The organism is Frigoribacterium sp. PhB118, assembly GCF_003751725.1.
Classification (GTDB): domain Bacteria; phylum Actinomycetota; class Actinomycetes; order Actinomycetales; family Microbacteriaceae; genus Frigoribacterium.
In genome coordinates this window covers 38,648-58,351 of record NZ_RKID01000007.1, presented here as the reverse complement: position 1 = coordinate 58,351, position 19,704 = coordinate 38,648, and the positions used below count along the sequence as shown (strand labels likewise).

Below are 19,704 nucleotides of genomic sequence, written 5' to 3'. Positions count from 1 at the left end.
TAACTTGCCTAGGCACGACATTATCGCCTCTATCGCTACGCCCCTATTCGTCTTAATCCCCCCCGCCTCCACCTGGCCCACGGTGCACCGGACGTCGCACCGCCGAATTCGGCGGTGCGACGTCCAGTCGGCGGTGCGGCGCACGCGCGGCGCGCGCAGCGCACGCGCAGCGCACGCGCGGCGCACGCGCGACGGGCGCTACAGCACGTGCTTCGGCACGCGGTGCAGCGTGACCGCGCCGACGGCGTCGAACGGGTGCAGCGGGTCGGGGGCGACCGAGCCGGTCGGGCCCCCGAGCCTCGAGTGCCCCACGGCGCTGAGCACGGCGTAGGCGTCTCCGCGCGACCAGCCGTGGTCGTCCACGAGGAACGAGAAGGCGTCCTCGTACCCGCGGCGGATGCTCTCCTGCACCGGGTCGCCGAGGCCGACGAAGATCCAGTCGTCGGCGGTCTCGATGCGCGGCGCCCGCAGGCCGAGGCCCGGCACCAGGTCGATCGAGACGACCGCCGTGCCCTCGGCCTCGATGGCCACGAACGACGACTCGCCCTCGGCCATGATCGCGTGCACGTCGCCGATCGACAGGTACGCCCCCTCGACCATGACCGGGAGGTAGACCGTCGACCCGACCGTGTTCTCGGTGACGTCCATGTTCCCGCCCTGGGCGTACGCGGGCATGATCGTCGAGTTCTCGCCCTCGGCGGGCGCCGTGCCCATGCAGCCGATCATCGGGCGGGCCTCGAACACGTGCCGGTCGGTGACGTGCACCCCGTCGGAGTCGATCGGCACGCGGCGGGTGAACATCTCGTCGCCCATGACGTGCTGCAGGGCCCCGGAGCCGGGCAGGCTGACCGACCAGCCGTGCTCGATGAGTCGGATCTCGTGCACCGTGACGGCGAGCGCGTCGCCCGGCTTCGCGCCCTCGACGTAGACCGGCCCGGTGACCGGGTTGATCGGCACGGACAGCTTCGCGAGGTCGTGGTGTCGGTGCAGCTCGGCGTAGACCGCGTCGCTCGTCTCGAACCCGATGCGTTCGCCGGTGCCCGGCTCGATGCGCAGGGCCGGCGGCACCGTGGCCGTGAAACCGGGGCGACCGTGCTCCTTGCCGAGGAAGTGGTCGATCCCGTCGCGGGCGGCGTCCTCGGCGGTCATGCGTCGCGCCGTTCCGAGTCGGCCGCGGGCACCGACGTGACCGCCGGCTCGTCCGCACCCTGCCCGAGCGACGGCGCCGCGCCTCCTCGGCTGCGGTAGTAGAGGAACACGCCCGCGCCGAGCACCAGCCAGACGAGCCCGCCGATCTTGGCCTCGGGTGCCGCGTTGACCAGCACGTAGCCGATGATCAGGAACCCGACCACGGGCACGACGAGGTGCAGCAACCAGTTGCGCGACTTCTTCTTCACGACGTAGTGCACCACGACGGACACGTGCAGCAGCATGAAGCCGAACAGCGCCCCGAAATTGACCAGCGACGAGATGACGTCGATCTGGCCGACGAAGAACAACACGAGCACGGCCGAGAGCGCCGACACGACGAGGATCGCGGCCTGCGGCACCTGACGCGTGTTGATCTTCGACAGGAACGCCGGCAGCTGCCCGTCGCGGCTCATCGAGAACAGCAGACGCGACGTCGCGGCCTGGGCGGCCATGGCGTTCGCGATGCCGACGGCCAAGACGTTGACGACGAAGAACGCCGTCGCCCACCCGCTGTTCGACGCCTCGCGCACGAGGTCGAAGAAGGCGTTCCCGGCCTCGCCCTCGGGGAACGAGTCGCGGCCGCCGGCCAGCGCGCTGGCCAGCCAGGTCTGCAGGATGAAGCAGAACGCCACGATGAAGAGCGCGATGATCATGGCCTTGCCGGCTCCGCCGCGCTTGCCGGTGCTCTCCTCGGCGAGGGTCGAGATGCCGTCGAAGCCGAGGAAGCTCAGCACGGCGATCGACAACGCCGAGGCGATCAGGGGGGCGGTGACCTTGCTGGAGTCCCAGATCGGGTCGGTCGTGAACTCGGCACCGGGGATCGTGCCGCCGTTGAGCGCCGTCACCGCGATGATGACGAAGATCACGATGAAGACGACCTCGATGGCGAGGAACACCCGGTTCATCAGCTTGATCGAGCTGATGCCGAGCAGGTTCACGGCGGTGTTGACGGCGACGAAGATCAGCGCCCACATCCAGCGGGCGGTGCCCGGGAAGATGCCGATCATCGACTCGGCGGCGAAGACGTAGAGCAGCGTCGGCACGAGCAGGTAGTCGAGCAGGATGGCCCAGCCGGCGAAGAACCCGGCCACGGGGTGGATGCCCCGCCCGACGTACGAGAAGACCGACCCGGCGAGCGGGATCGACTTGGCCATCTGCGCGTAGGCGAGCGCGGTGAAGATCATGGCGACGAGGCCCACCAGGTACACCAGCGGCACCATGCCCGAGGAGGCGTTGTAGACGGTGCCGAAGATCGCCCAGGGCGCGATCGGCACCATGAAGATCAAGCCGTAGATGAGCAGGTCGACGGTCGAGACCGACCGCTTGAGTTCTTGCTTGTAGCCGTACTGCTCGAGCTGCTGCTGGTTGCTCAGCTCACCGCTGGAGGCGGCCTTCGTGGGCAGGGACATGGTGTGCTCTCTCGCTCGGGTGCGGATCGGGTCGGTGCGGATGCGGGTGCGGGTCGGGTCGGGGGGGGTGCGGGTGCGGGTGCGGTCGGGGTGCAGGTCGGGGGGGCGGGAAGCGCGGGCCGCGTCGGTTCAGGAGGCGCGGCCCGCGCCGGTCAGGAGGCGCGTGCGGCGTCGCGCAGCTCGTCGTGCGCCGCCAGGAACGGCGCGACGACGGCCCGGAACTCCTCGGGCTGTTCGAGGTGCGAGCAGTGGCTGGCACCGGCGAACACGTGCGACCGGACGTCGGCGATGCCGTCGACGAAGGGCTGCCAGGTGGCGGGCGTCGCCTCGTCGAACTCGCCCGCGACGACGAGGGTCGGCGTCGTGATCGCCGGCAGGCGGTCGACGACGGTCCAGTCGCGCAGCGTGCCGATGACGTGGAACTCGTTCGGCCCGTTCATCGTGTGGTAGACCGTCGGCTCGGCCTCCATCTGCTCCTCGCTGTCGACGAAGTCCTGCGGCATGGGCACCACGCGGCAGACGTGCCGCTCGTAGAACGCCTGGGTGGCGGCGAGGTACTCGGGGTCGGTGGTCGTGCCGTCCGCCTCGTGGCGTGCCAGCGCCTCCTGGGTGTCGGTCGGCAGCTGGTCGCGCAGCTCGGCGGCGCCCTCGACCCAGAGCTGCATGGACGCGGGCGAGTTGCAGATGGCCAGGCTCGCCAACCCGTCCGGTGTCGTCACGGCGATCTCGGCCCCGAGCATGCCGCCCCACGACTGGCCGAGCAGGTGATACCGCTCGAGGCCGAGGTGCGCGACGAGGTTCTCGAACTCCGAGACGAAGAGGCTGGGCTGCCAGAAGTCGACGGGCGCGTCGGGCAGGTGGGTGCTGCGGCCGCAGCCGAGCTGGTCGTAGTGCACGACGGTGCGGCCGGTCTCGTCGGCGAGGGCCTCGAGGTTGCGAAGGTAGTCGTGGGCCATCCCCGGGCCGCCGTGCACCACGACGAGGGGCAGCGCACCCTCGCGCGGCTCGTCGGGCGTGGTGACCCGGTACCAGGTCTCGGCGTCATGGAAGGCGGCGGTGCCGGTGGTGATCGTGGACATGCGGGTGAGCATGCACCCGGCTAAGGTCTCGCGACAAGACCTTTCGCGATGCCTTAATCTGCTCGTAACACGACGAGACCTCGACGGCTGCACGCACGACGGGTCGGCGAGCCGGGACGGGGACGCGATGGGCCAGGACGACAGCCGAGGAGGCGCGGGCGGCGCGCGCTCGGACGTCGCGGTCGACGGCGCCCTCGGTGGCGCCCTCGGGGCCCCTCTCGCCCCCACGACCCGGGTCGACGACCTCACCGACCGCCTCGTCACGGCCATCACGATCGGCGAGTACCTACCCGGCTCGCGCCTGCCCGCCGAGCGCGACCTCGCCGCCTCGCTGCGGGTCGGCCGCATGACCGTGCGGGCCGCCCTGGCCCGACTCGTCGAGCAGGGGTTGATCGTGACGCAACGCGGGCGCGGCGGCGGCTCGTTCGTCCAGGCGCCGGCACCGGGGTCGGGCACCGACGTCGTGCGCCGCACGCTCGCCGCGCGCTGGTCCGACCTGCGCGACACGAGCGAGGCGATCAGCCGACTGCACGGCGTCGTCGCCGAGGCCGCGGCCGAGAACCGCACCCCGGACGACGTCGACCGGCTGCACGACCGGCTCGAGGGCTACCGCGGCGCCGCGTCGGGTCTCGCGTCGCAGAAGGCCGACGAGGCGCTGCACGTCGCGATCGCCGAGGCCGCCGGCAACGCCACGCTGCGCGGGGTGCTGTTCGACCTCGAGGCCCGCGTGAGCATCTCGGCGCCGGCGCACCTCTGGGGCGGGCCGGACGGCATGCGCGAGATGGAGCTGCGCGCCCTCGCCGACCACGAGGCGCTCGTCGCCGCGATCTGCGACGGGCGTGCGGCGGACGCCGCGGCCATCGCCCGCGAGCACGTCAAGATCGACCTCGAGCTGCTCGAACGCGAGCTCGGCCGCGCCGCTCCCTGACCCCCTACCCGCGCCTCCCCGCCTCCGTCCCCGCGCCTCCTGAGCCCCCGGGACCCCGAGGATCTCGGCGCGGCGGCGCGGCCGAGGCCGGCCGTGACAGGCTGGGCGCGTGAGCGACTCGACGACGAACGACACCACCCCCACGACCGCGGGAGGCGCGGCGCACGGCGCCCCGCCCGTCACCACCCCGCCCGCCTGGTGGACGACCGCGACGGTCTACCAGATCTACCCGCGCAGCTTCGCCGACTCGAACGGCGACGGGGTCGGCGACCTCGGCGGCATCCGGCAGCGGCTCGGTCACCTGCACGACCTCGGGGTCGACGTGATCTGGCTGTCGCCGATCTACCGCTCGCCCCAGGCCGACAACGGGTACGACATCAGCGACTACGACGACGTCGACCCGCTGTTCGGCACGCTCGCCGAGTTCGACGCCCTCATGGACGAGGTGCACGCACTCGGCATGAAGCTGGTCATGGACCTCGTCGTCAACCACACGAGCGACGAACACCCGTGGTTCGTCGAGGCCCGGTCGTCGCGCGACTCCCCCAAGCGCGACTGGTACCTCTGGCGCGACCCGCTGCCGTCGGGCGAGGGGACCGACGCCGCGGGCACGCCCGGGGCCGGCACCCACCCGACCGCCTGGCGCAGCGCCTTCAGCGGCCCGGCCTGGACCCTCGACGAGCCCACCGGCCAGTACTACCTGCACATGTTCGCGTCGAAGCAGCCCGACCTCAACTGGGAGAACCCCGACCTGCGCCGGGCCGTCTACGACATGATGAACCGCTGGCTCGACCGGGGCGTCGACGGGTTCCGCATGGACGTGATCAACCACATCGCGAAGGAGCCCTCGTCGCTGGCGCCCGGAGCCTCGCACTTCGTCATGGGCGGGCAGATCCACGACCACCTGCGCGAGATGCACCGCGAAGTCTTCGCCGACCGCACCGGCCGCGAGCTGATCACGGTGGGCGAGATGCCGGGGGTGACGGTCGACGACGCCCGGCTGTTCACGGCCGCCGACCGGCACGAGCTCGACATGGTGTTCCAGTTCGAGCACGTCGGCCTCGACCACGGACCGGCCTCGAAGTTCGACAACCTCCCGTTCGACCTCGTGGCGCTCAAGCGCTCGCTGTCGCGGTGGCAGGAGGGCCTCGCCGACCAGGGCTGGAACAGCCTCTACCTCGGCAACCACGACCAGCCGCGGTCGGTCTCGCGCTTCGGCGACGACGGCCGGTACCGGTTCGAGTCCGCGACGCTGCTCGCCACCGTGCTGCACCTGCACCGGGGCACGCCGTACGTCTACCAGGGCGACGAGATCGGCATGACGAACGCCGGGTTCACCGCGGTCGAGCAGTACCGCGACATCGAGTCGATCAACTGGTTCGACGATTCGGTCGCGGCGGGGGCCGACCCCGAGTACCTGCTCGAGGCGTTGCGCTTCCGCAGCCGCGACAACGCGCGCACCCCCGTGCAGTGGTCAGGAGGCGCGGCGGCGGGCTTCAGCACCGGCACCCCGTGGATCGAGGTGGTCGCGAACCACGACACCGTGAACGTCGACGCCGACCGTGCGGCGGGTGACCGCTCGGTGTTCGAGCACTACCGGCGGTTGATCGCGCTGCGGCACGAGTCGCCCGTGGTGGCGCTCGGGTCGTTCGAGCTGCTCGCTCCGGACGACGAGCGGCTCTACGCGTTCACCCGCACGCTCGGCGACGAGCAGCTGCTCGTGCTGGCGAACTGGTCGGGCGAGGCGTACGAGCTCGACCCGGCGCTCCACCCGGCGCTGCGGCGCCGGTCCGTGCCGCAGGTCGTGATCGGCAACGTGCCCGGCGGGGGCGGGCTGACGCTCGCGCCCTGGGAGGTGCGCGTCCTGCGGGGCTGACCCGCGCCTCCTCGGCTCCCCCGCGCCGCGCGCCGCGCCGCGCGGGGATTCGCATCGCACCGTCCGCTGAACGTCGCACCGCCGATGTTCGCGGTGCGACGTTCAGTCGACGGTGCGACTCGCGCCCCCGGGACGCGCTAGCGTCAGCGAGGTGAGCGATCCCGACGACGCGCCCGCGCCTCCCGACGACCCGGCACCCGCCGAACCGGCACCCACCGAGCTCCCGCACGGCTGGGTGCGCGTCGGCGAGCGCCGCTGGTGGTCGACGTGGGTCGGGGCGACGACCGCGTTCGCCTTCTTCGCGGCGATCCAGGCAGTCCAGTTCGTCTTCCGCATCGCCGAGATCAGCTTCCGGTGGGATCTCGCCCTGTTGGTGGCCGTCGGGGTGACGGTCGGGATCTTCGCGCTGATCACGGTGATCCGGAACGCCCGGGCCCCGCAGCCCTGGATCGACCTCGACTCCGGGCAGCTGCGCGCCGGCACCCGCCGCCCCGTCCCCCTGGCCAGGGTCGACCGTGCCGTCCTGACGACGGCCCCGGTCGGCAACGGCGGCCGCGTGCTCGTGCTCCGCCTGACCGCCAAGGAGGCGCGGGTCGACTTCATCCTGCGCGACCGGAAGGACGCGACCCTCGACCCGACCTCGACCGCCGTGTTGGCGGAGGCGCTGCGCCGCACCTCCGTCGCCATGCCGACCTCGATCCACGACCCGACCGGCCGGTTCGCGCGCTACAACTTCCCCGGCCACGTCGACCGCGACGACGCCGTCGCCCTCGTCGAGCACCCGCCCGCGGCCGGCGACCCGCTGCCCGCGGCCTGGTGACCGGTGCTGGTGACCGCGACTGGTGACCGAGGCCTCGTGACCGGCTCGCCCTCGAGCGCCCTCGTCCGCGACCACGACCACGTCGCACCACCGTCGCGTCGTCGAACCACGCGAGAAGGTGGTTCCCCGACGCGACGGTGGTGCGACCTCGCCGACGGGTCCCGGACTCAGCGCTTCCAGTACCCCGAGAACGTGATGCGGTTCTTCGGCAGGCCCGCCGCGTGCAGGTGCCGCCGCCCGCCGGTCGCCAGCGCGGACTCGCCCACGACGTAGGCGTAGGCCCGTGGGTCGGCCGCCGACCGCGAGAGCAGTGCGGCGAGCGCCCCCTCCCCCGGCGCGACACCCCCGGCACCCTCGGCACCCCCGGCACCCCCGGCACCCCGACCGTCTGCGTCGTCGTCGCCGCCGAGCGGCCGGCTGCCGGACCCCAATGCGCCGAGCGCCCGGGCGTCGAGCTCGTCCCGCACCACCCACGTCACCTCGACGCCGTCGGGCGCGTCGAGCGGCCGCACGTCGGCCCGGGTCGGCACCTCCTGGATCACCGACCCCACGGAGGCGCGGTGCAGCGACCGCACGATGCCTTCCGTCCCCGGCAACCCGGTCTCGTCGGCGACCAGGTGGATCTCGGTCGCGTCGTCGGGGGCGTTGAAGAGCACGCCCTGGTCGAGCAGGCCGAGGGCGTCACCGGGGCGGGCGGCGCAGGCCCAGATCGCCGCGCCTCCTTCGAGTTCGCCGGACTCGCCGCGGTGCAGCACGAAGTCGATGTCGAGCTCGGCGCGCGACGCCGCACCCGCACCGGCCGCACCGGCCGCACCGGCACCCGCGCCGGCCGCCCCCGCACCCGCACCCGCACCCGCCGGACCCGCCGGCCGGAACTCGCGCACCGTGTAGTTCGCGCAGTGCGGCCGCTCGGCCTCGGGGATCGCCAGGTACTGCGCGTACCAGAGCGACGTGGTCGCCCGAGGCAGCCTCAACGAGTCGCTGCCGGGCACCGGCAGGAACAGCCGGAACCACTGGTCGAAGCCCATGCCGCCGAACTCGTGCAGGTCGTCGCCGACGACGGTGACGCGCTGGAAGCTCGGCGAGACGCGCTCGGAACGCAGCACCTCGAGCCGGTGCACTCGGGGGTCGGCGGGCTTGACGGGCGGACGGCGGGTCGACATAAGGTAAGGCTAACCTAACGAACCGCGGGTCGCATCCGACGTCGTCGACCACGCCTCCGACGGGCACGCCGACGTCGAGCCACCCGCACGACCCGCATGACCAGCACCACCCGCACCATCCGCACGACCAGCACGACCCGCACGACGCGCGACACCGCGCCCTGCCCCACCGCTCCACGATCCGAAGGAGACCCGTGTCCGAACGCCACGCGTCCGCACTGCTGACCACCTCGACCGCCGACGAGTACGAGCGCCTCACCGGCGCCGCCGTCGCCCGGATCGCCGACCGCTTCCGCACGACGCGCCAACCCTTCTCGGGCGAGAGCCGTGCGCACCTGCAACACCTCGTCGACGCCGTCGACCTGGACGCCCCGGGCACCGGCGTCGACGACGCCCTGCGCGAGGTCGACGAGCTCTTCACGGCGAACGCCGTCTGGTTCCACGACCCCGCCTACCAGTCGCACCTCAACTGCCCGGTGGCGCTCCCGGCGGTCGCCGCCGAGACCGTGCTCGCCGCGGTCAACCCCTCCGTCGACACCTACGACCAGTCCGCCGTCGGCACCCTGATCGAGCGACGACTCGTCGACTGGACCGCCGAGCGCATCGGCTTCGACCCCGCCACCCGCGACGGCGTCTTCACCTCGGGCGGCACGCAGTCGAACCTGCACGCCCTGCTGCTCGCCCGAGAGCACGCCACGGCGCGCGCCCGCGCCGACGCGAGGGACGAGGAGGCGCGGCTGCGGGGCACCGCCGCCCCCGGCCACCGACCCGTCCCGCGCGCCACGGCACTGCACGACCTGCTCGGCCGCATGGTCGTGGTCGCCACCGCCGAGAGCCACTTCAGCGTGCAGAAGTCGGCTCGGCTGCTCGGCCTCGGCGAGGACGCCGTCGTGACCGTCCCCACCGACGACGCCGGTCGGATGCGACCCGAGGCCCTCGCGGTCACCCTGGACGCCCTCGTGCAGGCCGGACACCTGCCGGTCGCCGTCGTCGCGACCGCCGGCACGACCGACCGCGGCTGCCTCGACCCGCTCGCCGCCGTCGCCGAGGTCTGCGACCGCACGAGCGTCTGGCTGCACGTCGACGCGGCGTACGGCGGTGGCCTGCTCGTGTCGCCGACGCGTCGGCACCTGCTCGACGGCATCGAGCACGCCCGGTCGGTCACGGTCGACTTCCACAAGACGTTCTTCCAGCCGGTGTCGTCGAGCGCCCTCATCGTGCGCGACGGGCACGACCTCGACCCGGTCGCCTGGCACGCCGACTACCTCAACCCGCTCACCGACCCCGAACCGAACCAGGTCTCGAAATCGCTCCAGACCACCCGACGGTTCGACGCGCTCAAGCTCTGGGCGACGCTCCGCGCCCTCGGCGCCGACGGCGTCGGCGAGCTGGTCGACCGGGTGATCGACCTCGCGACCGGCGCCCACGACCTGCTGCGGGGCGACGACGAGTTCGTGCTGCTCGCCGAGACCCAGCTCAGCACGGCGCTGTTCCGCTGGCAGCCGGCCGGCGTCGACGACGCCACCGCCGACCGGCTCGTCCCCCTCGTCCGACGCGTGCTCTTCGAGTCCGGCAGGGCGATCGTCGCGAAGACCGTGGTCGACGGGCGTCCCTGCCTCAAGCTGACGCTGCTCAACCCGGACGCGGGTCTCGACGACGTGAGGGGCGTGCTCGAGCTGGTCCGCGCCTCCTCGTGGGCCCTGCTCGAGAGCGACGCCCCCGCCCTCGTCGCCGCCGGGACGGAGGTCGCCCGATGACCGCCGCCACCACGGCAGCCGTAGCCGCCACCGCCCCGCGCGACGCCCCCCGCGACGCCCCGCGCCTCCACGACCTGGTCGGCATCGGCCTCGGCCCGTTCAACCTCGGCCTGGCCGCCCTGACCGACCCGCTCGACGACGTCGACGCGGTGTTCCTCGACGAGAACGACGGCTTCGCCTGGCACCCCGGCATGATGATCGAGGGCGCCACGATCCAGGTGCCGTTCCTGGCCGACCTCGTGACGATGGCCGACCCGACCTCGCGCTTCGGCTTCCTGAACTGGCTGAAGGCGACCGGGCGGCTCTACCCGTTCTACATCCGGGAGGAGTTCTCCCCGCTCCGCGCGGAGTACGACGCCTACTGCCGCTGGGTCGCCGACCAGCTCGACACCCTGCGGTGGGGTCGACGCGTCACGAGCGTCGACGAGCAGCCCGACGGGACGTACGTCGTGACCTCGCGACGTGCTGCCGACCAGGCCGTCGAGACCTGGCACGCCCGACACGTCGTGCTGGGGGTGGGAACCGAGCCGCGCCTCCCCGAGCCGCTGCAGCGCCTCGCCGGCCGGGGCGACACCCACGGCCGGGGTGACACCCACGGCCGGGTCGTGCACAGCGCCGACTACCTGACGGCCCGCGACCGCCTGCGCGCCGCCGACTCGGTGACGATCGTCGGCAGCGGACAGTCGGCCGCCGAGATCTACCGCGATCTGCTCGACACGACCCGCGTCGGCGACCGACCGGGGCACCGGCTCGACTGGGTCACCCGTTCGCCGCGGTTCTTCCCGATGGAGTACACGAAGCTCACGCTCGAGCTCACGAGCCCGGAGTACACCGACCACTTCCACTCGCTGCCGCGCGAGACCCGCGACCGCCTCGGCCGCGAGCAGCGCAGCCTCTACAAGGGCATCAGCGGCGACCTCGTCGACGACGTGTACGACACGCTCTACCGGCTGAGCGTCGACGGGCCGGTCGACTCGACCCTGCTGACCGAGACCGAGCTGGTCGACGCCCGGTGGGTCGACGCCGACGAGCAGCTCGAGATCACGGTCCGGCACGCGCAGCTCGGCACGACGACGACCACCCGCCGCACGGACGCGCTCGTCGTCGCGACGGGCTACGCCGCACGGCTGCCGTCGTTCCTCGACGCCCTCGGCGACCGCGTCGACCGGGACGACCTCGGCCGCCTCGCCGTGGCCCGGGACTACTCGATCGACGGGGGCCGGGGACGGCTGTTCGTCCAGAACGCCGAGGAGCACACCCACGGCCTCACCGCCCCCGACCTCGGCTTCGGCGCCTGGCGCAACTCGAGCATCATCGCCTCGATCACCGGCCGCGAGGCCTACCCGATCGAGCGCCGCATCGCCTTCCAGACCTTCGGCCGGCCCGACGGGCCGACGCCGACACCGACACCGACCGAGGAGGCGCGTGTCACCCGATGAGCACCACCCACGACACCGAGGCGCTCGCGCCCGAAGCCTCCCCCGCGGCACCCGCAGCGCCCGCGGCATCCGCAGCGCCGTCCCGCACCGACGAGGGGGCGACGGGCGTGGCGTTCTCGCGCCGCGCCTCCTGCGGGCTCGTCACGATCGAGCCGTTCGCCGCGGACCCCTACGCCGTCTGCCTCCGCCGGTGGTTGGCGCACCCGGCATCGGCCGCCTGGCAGATGGCGGGCCTGAGCACCGACGAGGTGCGCGCCTACCTGGCCGCGATCGACGCCGACCCGCACCAGCAGGCCTGGCTCGGGCGGGTCGACGGCGAGCCGACGTTCTTCGTCGAGACCTACGACCCGGCCGAGGTGCTGCTGACCGAGGTGCACGACGCCGAGCCCGGAGACGTGGGCATGCACCTGCTCGTCGCTCCCCCGCGAGGGCAGCGGGTGCACGGCCTGACCAGCGCCGTCATGGCGAGCGTCGTCGACTTCGTCTTCGAGATCGAGCGGGCGAGGCGCATCGTCGTCGAGCCCGACGTGACCAACGACCGCATCGCGGCGAAGAACGACGAGGTGGGGTTCCGGGCACTCGGCGACGTCGAGCTGCCCGACAAGACTGCGCGGCTCTCGGTCCTGACGCGACACGACCGGGCGGCGGCGCACCTCGCGCCCGGCCCCGTGGACTGGGCCCATCGGCACCTGGTGACCAAGGCGCTGAGCGAGTTCGCCCACGAGCGGCTGATCGCCCCGGTGGCCGACGACGCCGCGACCTCCCCCGCAGTCGACGACGACGACGCCGCGACGGACGGCGCCTGGCGGGTCGCCCTCGACCACGACGGTCACCGGATCGACTACCGGTTCACGGCCCGCCGGCTGGCCCTCGAGCACTGGGCGATCGACGAGGCGTCGGTCACCCGCGCGATCGACGGCCGCCCCGAGCCCCTCGACGCCCTCGCGTTGGTCGTCGAGCTCGACGACCTGCTCGGCATCCCCGAGTCGCTGCTCGCCACCTACCTCGAGGAGGTCTCGTCGACCCTGGCGAGCGCCGCCTACAAACGTCACCGGGGCGGCCCGACCGCCGAGCGGTTGACCACCGCGGACTTCCAGACGGTCGAGGCGGCGATGACCGAGGGGCACCCGGGCTTCGTCGCGAACGCCGGGCGCATCGGCCTCGGACTCGACGAGTTCCACGCCTTCTCCCCCGAGGCCGCGGCTCCCGTCCGGCTGGTCTGGCTGGCGGCGCGTCGGTCGGTGACGCACCTCGCACTCGGGGCAGGACTCGACGAGAGGACGCTGTGGCAGGCCGAGCTGGGCCCCGGGAGCGTCGCCCGGTTCGACGCGACCCTCGCCGCGAAGGGCCTCGACCCGGCCGGGTTCCACTACCTGCCGGTGCACCCGTGGCAGTGGCAGCACCGCGTCTCGATCTCGTTCGCCCCCGACGTCGCCCGGCGTGACCTCGTGCTGCTCGGCGAGGGCGACGACACGTACCAGGCGCAGCAGTCGATCCGCACCTTCGCGAACCGCAGCCGGCCCGACCGGCACTACGTCAAGACGGCGCTGGCGATCCAGAACATGGGCTTCGTCCGCGGCCTCTCGCCGGCCTACATGAGGCCGACGCCCGCGATCAACGACTGGGTGCACGACCTCGTGCACACCGACGCGACCCTGCAGGAGGCGCGGTTCCGGGTCCTGAGGGAGCGCGCCTCCGTCGGCTACACCGGTGACGCCTACCACCGGACGACGACGTCGTCGCCGCACCGGAAGATGATCGCCGCGCTCTGGCGCGAGAGCCCGGTGCCGCTGGTCGGCCCGGGTGAGCGGCTCGCCACGATGGCGGCGCTGCTGCACCGCGACGGCGCCGGCGACGCACTCGCCTCGGCCCTCGTGAAGGCCTCGGGGCTCTCAGCCGAGGACTGGCTGCGGTCGTACCTGCACGCCTACCTCCGACCGGTGGTGCACTGCCTGCGGGCACACGACCTGGCGTTCATGCCGCACGGCGAGAACGTCATCCTCGTGCTCGAGGGGTGCGTGCCGACGGCCGCGTTCATGAAGGACATCGGCGAGGAGATCGTCGTCGTCGCCCCGCGCGAGGTCCCCGAGGCGGTGCGGCGGACCGTGCACCCGGTCGACGACCGCGAGAAGGCGTTGGCGGTGTTCACGGACGTGTTCGACGGGGTGTTCCGACACCTGGCCGCCATCCTCGACGGCGACGGCGTGCTGCGCGCGGCCCGGTTCTGGGCGCTCGTGGCCGAATGCGTCGAACGGCACGCCGACGAGCACTCCGACCTGCCGGGGTCGGTCGACCTGCGGGCGGCGCGCTTCGACCACTCCTGCCTCAACCGGCTGCAGCTGCGCGACACGCGCCAGATGGTCGACCTCGCGGCGCAGTCGTCGTCGCTGATCTTCGCCGGGACGCTGGCGAACCCGATCGCGAGGTAGGGGGCGGCGCCCCGGGGCGGGGGCGGTCGGGCCGCCTCCGCCCCTGGGAGGTGGCGGTCGGTTCACGGTCGACCACCACCCCGATCCGCGCAGGGCCACGGGCCGTGCGGGCCACCGCCGATCACAGGGGGAGAACCATCGGCGGCGGGTCGAGCTGCCCGAGCGACGATACCGCCGTCGAGTTGCTTGGATTTGAAGATACTCGCCCGACAAGGGGAAGGCAACGACCGCGCGCTGGGCATTCGCTGCGCGGGGGTGGGTGATTCGAAGCTCGAACAACTCACTCGGCGAGGTATCGTGGCCTCCGTGGCGTCCGTCGCCGCGCCTCCTCGTCTTCGCTCCGTCCTCGCGTCGCCGTCCCGCCAGCAGAGAGCCCACCATGTCCGACGTCTCCCCTCAGCCGCCCGCCGGCTCCCCTCCGCCCCTCGACGACGAGGGCCAGTTCGACGTGACCCTCGTGCTCTCGGCGTACGCGTCGCTGCAGCGACAGGGCGAGCGCGTGCAGAAGGTCGTCGCCGACCACTTCGGCATGGGCACCACCGACCTCCGCTGCCTGACCTTCATCGCCACCGACCACGACACGACCCCGAAGCGCGCCGCCGAGTTCCTCGAGCTGTCGACCGGGGCGACGACCAGCCTGGTCGACCGGCTCGAGAGCGGCGGGTACATCTCGCGCCAGCCTCACCCCTCCGACCGGCGGAGCGTGCTGCTCGAACTGGCCCCGGCCGGGCGCGAGGCGATCGACCAGATCCACGACTTCTACCGCCGGGCGTTCCGCGACGCGGTCGACCCGAACCACCTCGACTTCCTCGCGGCGGCGATGCGCGCGATCGGCGACTCGCTGACGCGCGCCGCGGCCGGCGACGACGCCGTCGGCTGAGCGACCACGCCGCCACCGCCGGGTCGAACCACCGATGTGGCGTCGAACCACGCACTCCGGTGGTTCGACGCCACATCGGTGGTTCGGTGCCGTCGGGATGGTCCGCGCGACCTGCACGGGCGCACGCGGCCGGTCGTAGGGTGGGTCGATGACCCCCTCGGACGTCCTCGTCGAAGCCTTCTCGCGCCTCCCCGCCATCGCCGTGCGGGCGGTCGCCGACCTCTCCGTCGACGACCTCGCCTGGCGCCCCGACGACGAGGCGAACACGATCGCCTGGCTCGTCTGGCACACCGCGCGGGGGCAGGACGTCCAGATCGCCGACCTCGCCGCGTCGGAGCAGGTCTGGACGGCCGACGGCTGGGCCGAGTCGTTCGCGCTGCCGTTCTCGCCCGCCGAGATGGGCTACGGCATGCCCCCGGCCGACGTGGCCGCGGTGCGGGTCGACGCCGAGCTGTTGATCGGCTACCTCGAGGCCGTGACGCTGCGGACGCGCGGCTACCTCGACGACCTCGACGGCGCCTCGTACGACGACGTGGTCGACGAGGCCTGGGACCCTCCGGTCACGGCCGGCGCCCGTCTCGTCAGCATCCTGAACGACTGCGTGCAACACCTCGGCCAGGCCTCCTACGTGCGCGGCCTGCTCGACCGCCGCTAGCCGCCCGCCTGCCGGCCGCCCCACCGAATGCCAGCAATCCGCCGAGACCCTCTTGCGCGCGCGGGTGTCTCGACGACTTTCCGGGGTCTCACCAACGCAGGAGGCGCGGGTTCAGTCCTCGAGGGACGGCGGGAAGTCGGTCGGCACCGTGAATCCGAGCCGTGCGGCCACTTCGTCGAGCTCGGCCCGGCGCGCCTCGTACTCGGCGGCGAGCACCGGACCGACGACGGCGTCCGCGTGTGGCCAGCTGCCGTCGGACGTCGCCTCGCGCCACAACTCGATCGACGTGAGCGCGGATCGCGTGGCCACGCAGGCTCTCGCGAGGTCCACGACGTCCGCCACGGGGGCGTGCCCGGCATCCGCCCACTGCCGCACCTCGACGGGCACGTACTCGAGGACGCCGGGCGTCTCTGCTCGTGAGCGATGCCCGGCACGCACCCGTCCGCGCGTCCCGAGCCCGCCGATCCAGCGGGCGAGGGCACGGAGACCCGCCGACGTCGCCGCGCCCGCGGATGCTCCGGCGGCCACGGGCACGACGAACGACGGTGGTTCCCGCAAGCCCGCCACGTCCCAGGCGAGCCACCAGGCGACGGCCACCCCGAGCGTCACGCCTGCCCAGGAGGCCACGCGCCTGCCCGCCGAACCGTTCGAGACGAAGGCCCGGCGACGCACGACCTCCAAGGCGGCGTCGAGAGGGACGGACGGATCGGTGACGAGGTAATGGGTCTCGTCGCCTGCGCGGGCGACGCTCACGAAGGCCGTCATGCCGCGTCGTCCCTCATGAGCACGGGGTCGGGGTCGAACCCCAGCGGTCCCGCGACGACGCGGAGCGCCTCGGCGGCGTCGCCGATCGCCGAGCTGAGGGCGACGAGCGGCCGGGCGTCCGTGCGGCGGTCGAGTGGTAACTCGAGCTGAGGTCCCGGGTCGCCCACGAATTCCAGTGCTCCGTCGCCGTCCACGTCGACGTACCCGTGGAGGAGTTCCTCGACCGTCCACGAGGCCTCGACGAGTTCCGTGTACAACGACACGGCCTCGTTCAGTCGCCACACGTCCGAGGCGAGCGTCTCGTCGGTGACCCACCCGAGTACGTCGTCGTCCACCTCGACGATGCCGGGCGCCGTGACCGGTACCGGCAGGTCGGGAGTCGTCACCGCCCACACCCCCCTCGCGGCGAGACCAGCGGCGCCGAACAGGACGATCCCGCCGACGAGGTTGACGGTCCCCTCCGCCAGCGCCTCGGTCAGCTGCAACGCATCGACCACGTCGTCGATGCCCGCGCCACCCGCCACGACCACCAGCACGAACGCGAGCAGCGGCGCGTACCGCACCACCCTCCGCACCGGCCCGACGTACGTCCCGGAGTTCCGCCGCCGCAGCTCGGCCACCGCCGCATCGGCCGCCGCCGCGTCGAGCGACGGGTCGACGACGTGCCAGCGCCTCCGGTTCCCCAGGCGCACGCGCAGCAGGCCGGGGCGGTCGCGGGTCGGGGGCACATCGAGAGACTAGGGGGCGTGCGGCCTGCCCGCCGCGCCCCCGTCCACGGGACGTCCGCCGCGGGCCGGCGGCGCGCCTCCTCGGCTCGTCCGCCTCGCACGGCGTCCGCACGACGAAGAACCCCGTTCCGAACGATCGACCCACGCGATGCGGGGTCCGTCGTCCGGAACGGGGTCCGAGAGCAGGAGGCGCGGTGTGAGCCTCCGGGGAGGGCTCGCTACGCCTGCACTCCCGCGAGCTCGTCGATCAGGCGGTCGCCGGAGCGGGCCTCGATCATCTCGGCGTCGATCTCGGCGCGGTCGAGCAGCTCTTCCATGCGACGGCGGCGCTGACGCGTGATGAGCGTGACGACGGTGCCCTCCTTGCCCGCGCGGCCGGTGCGGCCCGAGCGGTGCATGTAGGTCTTGTACTCGTCGGGCATGTCGGCCTGGACGACGAGCTCGATGTCGTCGACGTGGATGCCACGGGCGGCGACGTCGGTCGCGACGAGCACGTTGACCTTGCCGCTCGTGAGCAGCTGGAGGTTGCGCGTGCGGCGGGCCTGGTTCAGGTCGCCGTGCAGGCTCGTCGAGCGGATGCCGGCGTCCTCGAGCTGGTCGGCGAGCTGCTCGGCGAAGGCGCGGGTGCGGGCGAAGACCAGGGTCTTGCCGCCGCCCGAGGCGAGCTGCTCGATGACCGCGGTCTTGTCGCGCTGCTCGATCAGGAGCACGCGGTGGTCGATCGTGGCGCTGGCCTGGTCCTCGCCGGCGACCTCGTGGACGGCCGGGTCGACCAGGAACTCGTCGACGAGCTTCGCCACGCCCTTGTCGAGCGTCGCGCTGAAGAGCAGCTTCTGGGCGCGGGCGCCGTCGGGGCGGACCGTCGCGGTCTCGCGGATGATGCGCTGCACCGGCTCGAGGAACCCGAGGTCGCACATGTGGTCGGCCTCGTCGAGCACGGTCACGACGACCTCGCTCAGGTCGAGACGACCCTGGTCGATGAGGTCCTCGATGCGGCCGGGGGTGCCGATCACGATGTCGACGCCGCGGTTGAGGGCACCGACCTGGCGCTGCTGGGGCACGCCGCCGTAGACCTGCGTGGTGAACAGGCCGACCGAGCGGGCGATGGGCTGCACGGTGCGGTCGATCTGCATGGCGAGCTCACGGGTCGGGGCGAGGATCAGCGCGCGGGGCTTGCGGCCCATCTTGCGGTTCTTCGCGCCGTTGTTCTCCATCAGCTTCTCGACCAGCGGCGCGCCGAAGGCGATCGTCTTGCCCGAACCCGTGCGGCCACGGCCGAGCACGTCACGACCGGCGAGCACGTCGGGGATCGTCGCGGCCTGGATCGCGAAGGGAGCCGCAGCCCCCATCGAGGCCAGCTGACGCTCGATGTTGTCGCCGAGGCCCAGGTCGCCGAAGCTCACGCCCTCGACGTCGGCCGCGGTGACGACCTCGGCCTTGAGCTTCTCGAGCTTGACGTCGTCCTCGGGCGAGTAGTGGGTCGCCGCGTCGCGCTTGGGGTAGAAGTCGCTCGAGCGGTCGCCGACGCGTGCCGGGCGGTCGGGGCGGTCGGTGCGGTCGAAGCTGCGGGGCGCGCGGTCGTCGCGCGCCGGGCGGTCGCTCCGGTCGAAGCTGCGGGCCGGGCGGGCGTCGCGGTCGAAACCACCGGAGGCGCGGCCACCGCGCTCGGGACGGTCACCGTACGAGCGCTGGGGGCGGTCGTCGCGCGCCGGGCGGTCGCTGCGGTCGAACGAACGAGGGGCGCGGTCGTCGCGCGCCGGGCGGTCGTTCCGGTCGTACGAACGAGGGGCGCGGTCGTCGCGCGCCGGGCGGTCGTTCCGGTTGTACGAACGAGGGGCACGGTCGTCGCGGGCCGGGCGGTCGCTGCGGTCGTAGCTGCGAGCGCCACGGTCGTCGCGGGGAGCGCGATCGTCGCGTGCGGGGCGGTCCGAGCGGTCCCACGAGCGGGGTCCGCGGTCGGAGCCCCGGGCGGCGTCGCGGCCACCGTCGCGGCCGTAGCCGCGGGCGGCCTCGCGGCCACCGTCACGGCCGAAGCGAGGAGCGGCGTCGCGGCCACGCTCGCCGTTGCGGCTGTCGAAGTCTCGGTTGCCGAAGCGGTTGCCGCCGGCCGGCTTCTCGCGGGGCTCCCAGTTGGGGCGGCGGTCGTCGGAGCGGGCCGCGCCGGGGGCACGGTTGCCGCCGCCGTCACGGGTGCCGAACTCGCGGCGTCCGCGGTCGGCGCGCTCGCTGGCGTCCCAGCGCTTCTTGGGGGCAGGGGCCCCGGCCTCGTCGGCGCGGTGGCCGCGGTGCTTGGGGCTCTTCGAGCCGGCCTTGGGGGCACCGCCGGTGCGGTCGGTGCGCGGGCGGGAGTTGTCGTAAGGAGACATGGAGGAGTTCTTTCCGGGCTTGTCAGAGATGACGCGAAGAAATACCCGGGCAGCCATTGACCAGGACCGTTCACAATCGTGAATTCATCCCGTCGTGACTCGACGGGAATCCGGCCCACAAGACTTACAAACCCTCGTGCTGTTCAATGCTGTGCATGATCGGCACCACCAGGTGCCGATGTGCTCGCGCCACAGGCGCGGTGTCTTGAGCCGACCCAT

15 protein-coding genes are annotated in these 19,704 nt (G+C 72.8%); 8 read left to right on the top strand and 7 right to left on the bottom strand.

Annotated features, from left to right (window positions below):
• Positions 1–198 precede the first annotated feature (198 nt).
• From EDF21_RS15885 to EDF21_RS15875, 3 genes are all read right to left on the bottom strand, one after another.
• Complete coding sequence (locus EDF21_RS15885) at positions 199–1,149, bottom strand: acetamidase/formamidase family protein (RefSeq protein ID WP_123572045.1); 951 nt, start codon at positions 1,147–1,149, stop codon at positions 199–201.
• Positions 1,146–2,600, bottom strand: coding sequence for an APC family permease (locus EDF21_RS15880; RefSeq protein WP_123572044.1), 1,455 nt, complete (start codon positions 2,598–2,600; stop codon positions 1,146–1,148). The genes EDF21_RS15885 and EDF21_RS15880 overlap by 4 nt, the downstream gene beginning before the upstream one ends.
• A 152-nt stretch (positions 2,601–2,752) precedes the next feature.
• Positions 2,753–3,679, bottom strand: a complete 927-nt coding sequence (locus EDF21_RS15875) for a proline iminopeptidase-family hydrolase (protein ID WP_233568551.1) — start codon at positions 3,677–3,679, stop codon at positions 2,753–2,755.
• A gap of 127 nt (positions 3,680–3,806) precedes the next feature.
• Between EDF21_RS15875 and EDF21_RS15870 the strand changes: the two genes are divergently transcribed.
• The 3 genes from EDF21_RS15870 to EDF21_RS15860 all read left to right on the top strand — a co-directional run bounded on the left by EDF21_RS15870 (position 3,807) and on the right by EDF21_RS15860 (position 7,303).
• Positions 3,807–4,607, top strand: a complete 801-nt coding sequence (locus EDF21_RS15870; protein ID WP_056049431.1) for a FadR/GntR family transcriptional regulator — start codon at positions 3,807–3,809, stop codon at positions 4,605–4,607.
• A gap of 109 nt (positions 4,608–4,716) precedes the next feature.
• Positions 4,717–6,483, top strand: coding sequence for an alpha-glucosidase (locus tag EDF21_RS15865; RefSeq protein ID WP_123572042.1), 1,767 nt, complete (start codon positions 4,717–4,719; stop codon positions 6,481–6,483).
• A 151-nt stretch (positions 6,484–6,634) separates the two neighbouring features.
• Positions 6,635–7,303 carry a hypothetical protein gene (locus EDF21_RS15860; RefSeq protein ID WP_148053730.1) on the top strand — a complete coding sequence of 223 codons (669 nt, stop codon included), beginning with the start codon at positions 6,635–6,637 and terminating at the stop codon, positions 7,301–7,303.
• 167 nt (positions 7,304–7,470) lie between these two features.
• On the opposite strand, the gene EDF21_RS15855 is transcribed toward EDF21_RS15860, so the two are convergent.
• Positions 7,471–8,466, bottom strand: coding sequence for a siderophore-interacting protein (locus EDF21_RS15855; RefSeq protein ID WP_123572040.1), 996 nt, complete (start codon positions 8,464–8,466; stop codon positions 7,471–7,473).
• Positions 8,467–8,660: 194 nt separating this feature from the next.
• Here EDF21_RS15855 and EDF21_RS15850 point away from each other — a divergent pair, with 194 nt between their 5' ends.
• The 5 genes from EDF21_RS15850 to EDF21_RS15830 all read left to right on the top strand — a co-directional run bounded on the left by EDF21_RS15850 (position 8,661) and on the right by EDF21_RS15830 (position 15,626).
• Positions 8,661–10,223 carry a pyridoxal-dependent decarboxylase gene (locus EDF21_RS15850; protein ID WP_123572039.1) on the top strand — a complete coding sequence of 521 codons (1,563 nt, stop codon included), beginning with the start codon at positions 8,661–8,663 and terminating at the stop codon, positions 10,221–10,223.
• Positions 10,220–11,662, top strand: a complete 1,443-nt coding sequence (locus tag EDF21_RS15845; protein ID WP_123572038.1) for a lysine N(6)-hydroxylase/L-ornithine N(5)-oxygenase family protein — start codon at positions 10,220–10,222, stop codon at positions 11,660–11,662. The genes EDF21_RS15850 and EDF21_RS15845 overlap by 4 nt, the downstream gene beginning before the upstream one ends.
• Positions 11,659–14,091, top strand: a complete 2,433-nt coding sequence (locus EDF21_RS15840) for a GNAT family N-acetyltransferase (RefSeq protein ID WP_199736417.1) — start codon at positions 11,659–11,661, stop codon at positions 14,089–14,091. The genes EDF21_RS15845 and EDF21_RS15840 overlap by 4 nt, the downstream gene beginning before the upstream one ends.
• A 379-nt stretch (positions 14,092–14,470) precedes the next feature.
• On the top strand, positions 14,471–14,971 hold the full coding sequence (locus EDF21_RS15835) for a MarR family winged helix-turn-helix transcriptional regulator (RefSeq protein WP_123572037.1): 501 nt from the start codon (positions 14,471–14,473) through the stop codon (positions 14,969–14,971).
• A gap of 148 nt (positions 14,972–15,119) precedes the next feature.
• Positions 15,120–15,626, top strand: coding sequence for a DinB family protein (locus EDF21_RS15830; protein WP_123572036.1), 507 nt, complete (start codon positions 15,120–15,122; stop codon positions 15,624–15,626).
• A gap of 111 nt (positions 15,627–15,737) precedes the next feature.
• On the opposite strand, the gene EDF21_RS15825 is transcribed toward EDF21_RS15830, so the two are convergent.
• From EDF21_RS15825 to EDF21_RS15815, 3 genes are all read right to left on the bottom strand, one after another.
• Positions 15,738–16,391, bottom strand: a complete 654-nt coding sequence (locus EDF21_RS15825) for a hypothetical protein (RefSeq protein ID WP_123572035.1) — start codon at positions 16,389–16,391, stop codon at positions 15,738–15,740.
• Complete coding sequence (locus tag EDF21_RS15820) at positions 16,388–17,119, bottom strand: hypothetical protein (RefSeq protein WP_123572034.1); 732 nt, start codon at positions 17,117–17,119, stop codon at positions 16,388–16,390. Before EDF21_RS15820 ends, EDF21_RS15825 begins: the two co-directional genes overlap by 4 nt.
• 218 nt (positions 17,120–17,337) lie before the next feature.
• The gene (locus tag EDF21_RS15815; protein WP_123572033.1) at positions 17,338–19,485 is read right to left on the bottom strand and encodes a DEAD/DEAH box helicase; all 2,148 of its coding nucleotides are present in this window, start codon (positions 19,483–19,485) and stop codon (positions 17,338–17,340) included.
• Positions 19,486–19,704 lie beyond the last annotated feature (219 nt).

What these genes read in the sequence shown, in the direction of transcription:
- EDF21_RS15875 (WP_233568551.1), bottom strand. Translation starts at nt 3,679, where the DNA reads ATGTCCACGATCACCACCGGCACCGCCGCCTTCCATGACGCCGAGACC.
- EDF21_RS15815 (WP_123572033.1), bottom strand. Translation starts at nt 19,485, where the DNA reads ATGTCTCCTTACGACAACTCCCGCCCGCGCACCGACCGCACCGGCGGT.
- EDF21_RS15835 (WP_123572037.1), top strand. Translation starts at nt 14,471, where the DNA reads ATGTCCGACGTCTCCCCTCAGCCGCCCGCCGGCTCCCCTCCGCCCCTC.
- EDF21_RS15870 (WP_056049431.1), top strand. Translation starts at nt 3,807, where the DNA reads ATGGGCCAGGACGACAGCCGAGGAGGCGCGGGCGGCGCGCGCTCGGAC.
- EDF21_RS15840 (WP_199736417.1), top strand. Translation starts at nt 11,659, where the DNA reads ATGAGCACCACCCACGACACCGAGGCGCTCGCGCCCGAAGCCTCCCCC.
- EDF21_RS15825 (WP_123572035.1), bottom strand. Translation starts at nt 16,391, where the DNA reads ATGACGGCCTTCGTGAGCGTCGCCCGCGCAGGCGACGAGACCCATTAC.
- EDF21_RS15845 (WP_123572038.1), top strand. Translation starts at nt 10,220, where the DNA reads ATGACCGCCGCCACCACGGCAGCCGTAGCCGCCACCGCCCCGCGCGAC.
- EDF21_RS15885 (WP_123572045.1), bottom strand. Translation starts at nt 1,149, where the DNA reads ATGACCGCCGAGGACGCCGCCCGCGACGGGATCGACCACTTCCTCGGC.
- EDF21_RS15855 (WP_123572040.1), bottom strand. Translation starts at nt 8,466, where the DNA reads ATGTCGACCCGCCGTCCGCCCGTCAAGCCCGCCGACCCCCGAGTGCAC.
- EDF21_RS15830 (WP_123572036.1), top strand. Translation starts at nt 15,120, where the DNA reads ATGACCCCCTCGGACGTCCTCGTCGAAGCCTTCTCGCGCCTCCCCGCC.
- EDF21_RS15880 (WP_123572044.1), bottom strand. Translation starts at nt 2,600, where the DNA reads ATGTCCCTGCCCACGAAGGCCGCCTCCAGCGGTGAGCTGAGCAACCAG.